The 6818-nt window shown below is 44.9% G+C and carries 4 protein-coding genes and 1 rRNA gene; 1 reads left to right on the top strand and 4 read right to left on the bottom strand.

Translation table 11 applies throughout. From position 1 onward, the window contains the following. Positions 1–95, top strand: a 5S ribosomal RNA gene (gene rrf, locus HP552_RS10560); the annotation flags it as partial. 247 nt (positions 96–342) lie between these two features. Here rrf and HP552_RS10555 read toward each other — a convergent pair. The 4 genes from HP552_RS10555 to HP552_RS10540 form a co-directional block, all read right to left on the bottom strand. Continuing rightward, complete coding sequence (locus HP552_RS10555; protein ID WP_175395476.1) at positions 343–522, bottom strand: hypothetical protein; 180 nt, start codon at positions 520–522, stop codon at positions 343–345. Positions 523–723: 201 nt separating this feature from the next. Further along, positions 724–1851 carry a response regulator gene (locus HP552_RS10550; RefSeq protein ID WP_175395475.1) on the bottom strand — a complete coding sequence of 376 codons (1128 nt, stop codon included), beginning with the start codon at positions 1849–1851 and terminating at the stop codon, positions 724–726. 40 nt (positions 1852–1891) lie between these two features. After that, positions 1892–5032 carry a hybrid sensor histidine kinase/response regulator gene (locus HP552_RS10545; RefSeq protein WP_175395474.1) on the bottom strand — a complete coding sequence of 1047 codons (3141 nt, stop codon included), beginning with the start codon at positions 5030–5032 and terminating at the stop codon, positions 1892–1894. A 276-nt stretch (positions 5033–5308) separates the two neighbouring features. Beyond that, positions 5309–6664 carry an MATE family efflux transporter gene (locus HP552_RS10540; RefSeq protein ID WP_175395473.1) on the bottom strand — a complete coding sequence of 452 codons (1356 nt, stop codon included), beginning with the start codon at positions 6662–6664 and terminating at the stop codon, positions 5309–5311. Between the last annotated feature and the right edge of the window lie 154 nt (positions 6665–6818).

Raw genomic sequence — 6818 nt, 5'->3', positions numbered from 1 at the left:
TTCCACACGTACCCATCCCGAACACGACCGTTAAGCCCTCTAGCGCCGATGGTACTTGGACCGAAGGGTCCTGGGAGAGTAGGACGTTGCCAAGCAAAGAACCACTGCCGATGATATTCGGTGGTGGTTTTTATTTGTTTACATTTAAGCGTAGAAAAAAGCACTATTTTGAAATAAAGTTGAACATAGATCAAAGAGAAGGCACTGTTTAATTAAACAGTGCCTTCTCTTATTATGGATTCGGAAGCAGGCTCCGAGCGATGAATATATAGGGGAGAATCCCCGTTGAAATATTGATCTATCCTAGATCTAATTCTAAAAAAGGGTAGCATTTCAATATAATTAAGACCAGTTAGCGGCCTGTGGTGCTTTTTTCTTGTGAATATTTAGTAGTCGGGTGCGTTTGACTCGTTGCTTTTTCTGATCTTCCAGCAATTTCTTGACGCCTCTGATCAGAAGCCGATATCTCAATTCATCATCATGTCCGAGCTTATGCATTTCTTCGAAATACGCCTTGTTCATTCGTTCGTACACCATCCAATCATGTTAATAATTCAACATTATCATAGTGAACTAAACAAATTCTAAACAACTGCGGCATCAGGATAGGGATCAGATGTAACGCACCAAGGAAACTAAGGATAATAGAACAAAAACAATGGAACATAAAATAACAAACTCATGAGAAGCAAGTTCAGATTAACAATCTCATGACTCAGAAAACTAAACTCTGGCTTTCCATCGCTCATACCAACTCCGAATTTCAGCTGATGGCGCAGTATCCAGATCTTGCTGAAGCATGTATTGAATGGTTTGGTACCGTGCCTCTACGGAGGCGTAATCCGCCAAGAAGTCATAGATCTCCATTTGTCTCAGATAGGCTTCTTCATAATATGGATGAATATAACTGAGGCGCTGGTATAATGCCAGAGCTTCCATCCAGTTTTCCTTATCTGTATAATAAGCAGCCAGCTTGAGTGCATGGTGTATAAAAAGGTTCCGCAGTCGCTCCCGTTCAGACAAGGTCCATAGATAATCGAATTCTTTTAAGTAATCATATTTGTATGCTTCAATGATCTCGCTGGCCTCTTGTTCGTTATCAGGCGTGATCTCATCCAAGCTGCGAATGGACTGTTCCCACTTTTTCGTCAGGTTAATGTTGCCCTCTAGCCGCATACAGTATCCTTCTGCTCCACTTGTTTTCTCGATTGGAAGATCCACGTTGACCTGTTTGAGACAGCGGCGTATATGATAGACGGTTGTATATAAGTAGCTTCGGGCTTTCTCAAGATCTGTATCCGGCCACACTTGCTCTATAAGGGTATGATTGCTGACAAATTCGTTGACGTGATGAAAAAGCAGTGCAAACAATACTTGAGATTTTTGAGTGCGCCATTTAATCGGCAGTTCCTCGGAACCTCTGCTTATTTTCAATGAACCAAACATGCTTATGGTTACCTCAGCAGGTTCTTCATTGGCAGCAGAATGACTTAAACGTTTCTGTATGCGATTCACCGTTTTGGAGAGCCGATCCATGTTCAGTGGCTTAAGAACATAATCCAGTGCATTAAGCTCGAATGCTTCCAGAGCATGGTTATCATATGCTGTAACGAAAACGATCTCAGCCGAAGGACACAGGGAGACCAGCCTTTCCGCTGCTTCCAGGCCATTCATCTCAGGCATCTGTATATCAAGAAAGATGATATCAGGGCGTAAGTCCGTAATCTGTTCTACCGCGCTTTCAGCATCCATAAATACGCCGGCAATAGTGATAGGTACCAGCTTTTTGAGTAAATTTTCCAAATGAATGAGGGCCAGGTGTTCATCATCAATTAACACGGCACGAAACATGGTTAATGATCTCCTTTCTTAGTTTGATTGGACATGACATCTACTTGTTGAAAGGTGGCTGAACCTCATCAGGAATGAAGAAGGAAACAGTCGTACCAACCCCGGTCATGCTGGAGATGGTTAATCCTGAATCATACAGCTGCAGGAGCCGACGATTGGTATTTCTCAGTCCAATTCCCCCCAGGGAAGAGCCAACACGAAGGCCAAGTACTTTGTCGGCTTCTTCCGGACTCATTCCCTTCCCATTGTCAGAGACACGAAAGTGAACTCCTCCATCTTGACGTTTTACATCTATGGTGAGTGTGCCGCCACTTCTCTTACTCAGCAATCCATGACGAATTGCATTTTCCACAAGGGGCTGTAGTGTCAGCGGAGGCAGCATAATGGTGTTTAAGTTGGTATCCATGTTGCGCTTGATATCGATTCTTGGACCAAATCGTTCTTTCTCAATATACAGATAGGCGTTCACGAGATCCAGCTCATGAGAAAGAGGCACAAGCTGCTGCAAATTGATGAATTGGAAACTGTATCTTAGATATGTCGAAAAGGCATCACCCAAGTGTCTCATTTTTTCGGTGTCTATTTCGCTAAGTGCCATTAACGAATTAAGTGTATTAAACAAAAAGTGAGGCTGTATCTGCGCTTGCAGATAGGCAGCTTCCATCCGAAGATGCTCTGTGAACGATTGCTTGAGCGTAGTGAGCGCACCTACACGATATCGAAGCTCAAGCGCGTTTACCGGCTTGCTCACATAGTCGCTTGCGCCTGCGGCAAAGCCGTTATAGATATCCTCAGGCTGGCTTCGGGCCGTAAGCAAGAGAACAGGGAGCTCAGCCAGAGTGAACCGGTCTCTAATCCTGCGGGTTAATTCGTATCCAGACATATGGGGCATCATCACGTCTGCTATAACCAGATTCCAAGGCCTTGAGAAGAGCAGCTCCAATGCTTCCTGGCCGGATAGGGCAGGGACTATTTCATACATATCCCGGGATAGAATTCGCGTGAGTACTTCCAGGTTCACGGGGTCATCATCGACTGCCAGAATGCTCATTTTGGTTGCCGGGTAAGAATCGCTCTGCTCTGCAGCAGCAGCCAGGTCATAGACCTGAAGCAACTCGGTTGCCCAATCCAAGCGGGATTCCTTCACTTTGGCTTGATTATCTTCGGTAGGGTTAACTGATTGTACCTGCTGGCTCGATAACGGCAAATTAAAATAGAAATCTGATCCTTTGCCTTGCACGGAGTCTACCTGAAGTTCAGATCCATGGAGCTGCAGCAATTGAGCAGAAATACTCAGCCCCAGCCCAAATCCACCGCTCTCCTTCATGCCTTCAGTACCTTGCTCATATCTACCCAATACCCGTTTAGATGTGTCCTCATCCATACCAACACCGGTGTCCTTCACATGTATTGAAACGGTATTGCCATAATGAATGGCTTGAATGATCACTTCTCCTTGGGGAGTGTATTTGATCGCATTATGCATCAGATTGAACATGACTTGAATCAACCTCTTCTCATCTGCCCAGACCGGAGGCAGCTCTTCCGGGATGTCTACCCGAATCGTGAGCGGTTTGCCTCTGATCATAAACCTCAGCATATCGACTACACCAAAAGCAATGGATTGCAGCCGAACAGACTCTGGATGGAGAACAATACGTTTTTCCTGGAGCCGGGCAATATCCATCAGATCATTCAGCAATGTGGACATGCGCCTGCCGATCTGGACCAACAACCTCATATCCTGCACACTGGTCTCCTGAAGAGTTTCCTTCTCGTTGCTGATAATGGTTTCTGCAATATTGATTATGCCGTGCAGTGGTGTACGCAGCTCGTGGGAGGTATTGGCCAGGAATTCATCCTTCATCTTGTCACTAAGTTCCAACTGAAGAGCATAACGTTCATTTTCCATGGTATGGCGGAAGTACTTTTTGAACCAGTAGGATGAGAAGCAGATAATGGCTGCAATCATATCCATAGGATAAAATGTCGCAGGCAATCCGGCTGCATGCTGTACGATGCCCCAGACGCAGCTGGACAGTATGGCCAGAGCGGCCAAAATCAAAAACAGGCCATCGGGCAGCTTTTGAATTTTTATTTTGATAATCATCCATAAGGCTACAGCTAACTGCAGGTTGAATATGGCGTAAAACACCCCTGCTGATTGCGTAACTGCCGGGAAAGGCATAAGAAAAAACAGACTGACAATATATACAGCACCGACCGCGTAGAGTACCCTGCAAACTTTGGTATGCTGTTTGAAGAAGCTGTGCGTCAGGCTTAGAATCAATGTGGACAGAAGAATATAAGCAGCTAGCCGGATTTTGACTGTCCAGGCGTAGCTGAACGGCAGCCACTGAGCGAACAGGTTATCATTGTCTGTTGAGATCGATATGGCTGCGACAAGCAGCAGCAGCGCGAATTTCAGGAATTCTCTTTGGCCTGGTTTGAATAGGAAAAGAATAAAGGCATATATCATATGCAGCAGCATAATGACGATTGTAAACAACTGGAATCCAATGGAATACCAGCGTTTGGTATCTATCGCAGCCTGAGTACCGAACTGAACGGAAGAGACAATTCCTCCATGAACCTGCTCTGCAAAAGGCCGGATCTCCACGAAAAGTTCAATTTCCGAAATACCGTGAACATTCTCAGGCGCAACGTAGGAGGCCGTATATGTACTGAACTCCGGATGACCATAGGAACGTGGGACATAGGCAGGATCAAATTCCCCAAATTCGGCGGCTACCTTGCCGTTAATGGTGACCCGGGAGGCAGATTGAATCTTGTTGAACCAAAATGTGTATACCTCATCTGGCTTAAGATTAACAAGCATTCGCAATCTATAAGTACCCGGCTCGGAGGCACTTCCTTCCTTGTAGACATCTTGCTTTTTCCAGTCCCCTGGTACTTGTATGGATTGCGGTTTTTTGAATAATTCCGGGGAGGTTCCTATGTCCGCTTGTCCCGGATAAAAATCCCATTCTCCATCCAGGGTAATAGGTTTCGAAGAACTAAGATCCAATGAAGACAGATCCAAAACGCCTTTATCAATCATCGGCCGCTCAGCGGGCTGTGAGTAGTCAAACCACACTAGTCTGAGGGCGGTGAGGATAACGATAAAAGAAATCAGGAGCATTATACTTTTCGGTTTTAAAACAAATGTTGTCCTTTTCATAACTTCTCATATTCGACAAATTTCCCGAAAAACCTTTATAAAAACATGTATTGCATTCGGTAACCTTTCAGTTGAATTTAACGGTATGAACGCTGCCACGCCAAAGGAAATTGCCAAAGCAACGACGGGCAGTAATGGTCGATTCGATATTTGAATATAATGGTTAGTATTGTCTTTGTGCGACCATTTCCTTTCGCAAATTGAGGGGATATAAAAAAACCTCCCGGATCCTTAACAAGGGGTCCAGCAGGTTTTTTAGGTTGTTGATGCTAGGCTTTATTCAAGGGTTAAACCATGTCTCCTCTCCGAAACGGCACGTTTCCTATAGTAGACCGCAATAGTCATGAGGACAAGCATCTCAGAGAGCGGTACAGCAAGCCATACACCAGTTACACCCCAGAATGATGGAAGGACTGCGATTAATGCAATCATGATGATCATTTCACGTGCAGCTGTAATCCAGATTGCCATTTTAGCATTTCCAACCGATTGGAAGTAGGTGCTCATAACAAAGTTAATCCCCATAAACAAGTAGGCAAAAGTAAATATTTTTAACCTGTATACAGCGCTATCGGTGACACTGGTACTAAAGTTTCCGAAGATTTGCACAAAATAAGGCGCTCCCCATTGGACGACAAGCAGCAGAATGACACCACAGGCCAGAGCCGTTCGGGAGGCTATGCGAATGGTTTGTTTTTCTCGCACCAGCTGTTTCGCCCCGTGATAGTAACTGATCAGCGGCTGTGCAGCAGATGCCAGACCCAGAAATGCCAGCAACACTACTCCGTGGATATAATTCAGTACTGTAAAGGATGCCACGCCATCCGTACCCGCAATGCGGTCCAGTGAAATGTTGTGTGAAACGGAGAAGACAGACATGCCGAGTTCGGCAAGAAAGCTGGGAAAACCAATAAGAACAATGGTGCCCAGCAGTTTGGTATTCCAATTGAACCGGGCGAAGGTAAGGTTATTCGATTTTTTGAAAAAGTGAGACAGCAGGACAAGCAGGGCAAGAGACGCCGAGACAATTGTACCGATGGCAACACCTTGCACTCCCCATTCGAGCACATATAGAGTCACATAATTGAGAACGATATTGGCTACAGCAAATGTAATCTGTGCGTACATGGAGGTATTGGGATCACCGTCGTTACGAACAAAAATGGTAAGTGCATTCTCAATGGTGAAAACAAAACCGAACAGCAGCAAGATATTCATATAGTCAGCAGCAAAAGGGAATGTTTCGGCATTCGCGCCCAGGGCATAGACCAATTGATCCTTGAAGGTAAACGCAGCATATCCTATAGCCATCGTTATCAGCAGAATAATTGTTATGGATTTCGTAAATATTTGTTTGGCCGTGGTGATATCCCTTTTGCCCATATAGGTTGAATACAGGGTTGCCCCGCCCATGCCAATCCACAGCGACATGGCAACGAAGAGGGTGTATACCGGTGAAGCAATGCCAATTCCGGCGAGCGCTGTAGATCCAAGTTTGTGTCCAACCATGATGCCATCGATAATAAAGTTAAAAGCTACGACCAGCATCCCCAGTATGGATGGCACAAGATAACTTACAAAAGCTTTTCCAACGGATTGCTTTTCCAGGGGATGCGTCCAATTCGTATTCATAATGACCTCCGTTTAGTAAACTGAATGTTCGTTTTGTAATAAATAATACTGAACGTTCGTTCTGTATAATAACACGGCTTGAATTTGCTTGGCAACTTTTCCAGAGAACCATCGTTTAGATAATAGAGTTAATCAGCGTTAATGCAATTTTATC

The organism is Paenibacillus xylanilyticus, assembly GCF_013359935.1.
In the GTDB taxonomy this organism is placed as follows: Bacteria; Bacillota; Bacilli; order Paenibacillales; family Paenibacillaceae; genus Paenibacillus; species Paenibacillus xylanilyticus.
The sequence above is the reverse complement of the archived record's forward strand: the minus strand, read 5'-3'. Positions and strand labels throughout refer to the sequence as shown.

What these genes read in the sequence shown, in the direction of transcription:
- HP552_RS10555 (WP_175395476.1), bottom strand. Translation starts at nt 522, where the DNA reads ATGAACAAGGCGTATTTCGAAGAAATGCATAAGCTCGGACATGATGAT.
- HP552_RS10550 (WP_175395475.1), bottom strand. Translation starts at nt 1,851, where the DNA reads ATGTTTCGTGCCGTGTTAATTGATGATGAACACCTGGCCCTCATTCAT.
- HP552_RS10545 (WP_175395474.1), bottom strand. Translation starts at nt 5,032, where the DNA reads ATGAAAAGGACAACATTTGTTTTAAAACCGAAAAGTATAATGCTCCTG.
- HP552_RS10540 (WP_175395473.1), bottom strand. Translation starts at nt 6,664, where the DNA reads ATGAATACGAATTGGACGCATCCCCTGGAAAAGCAATCCGTTGGAAAA.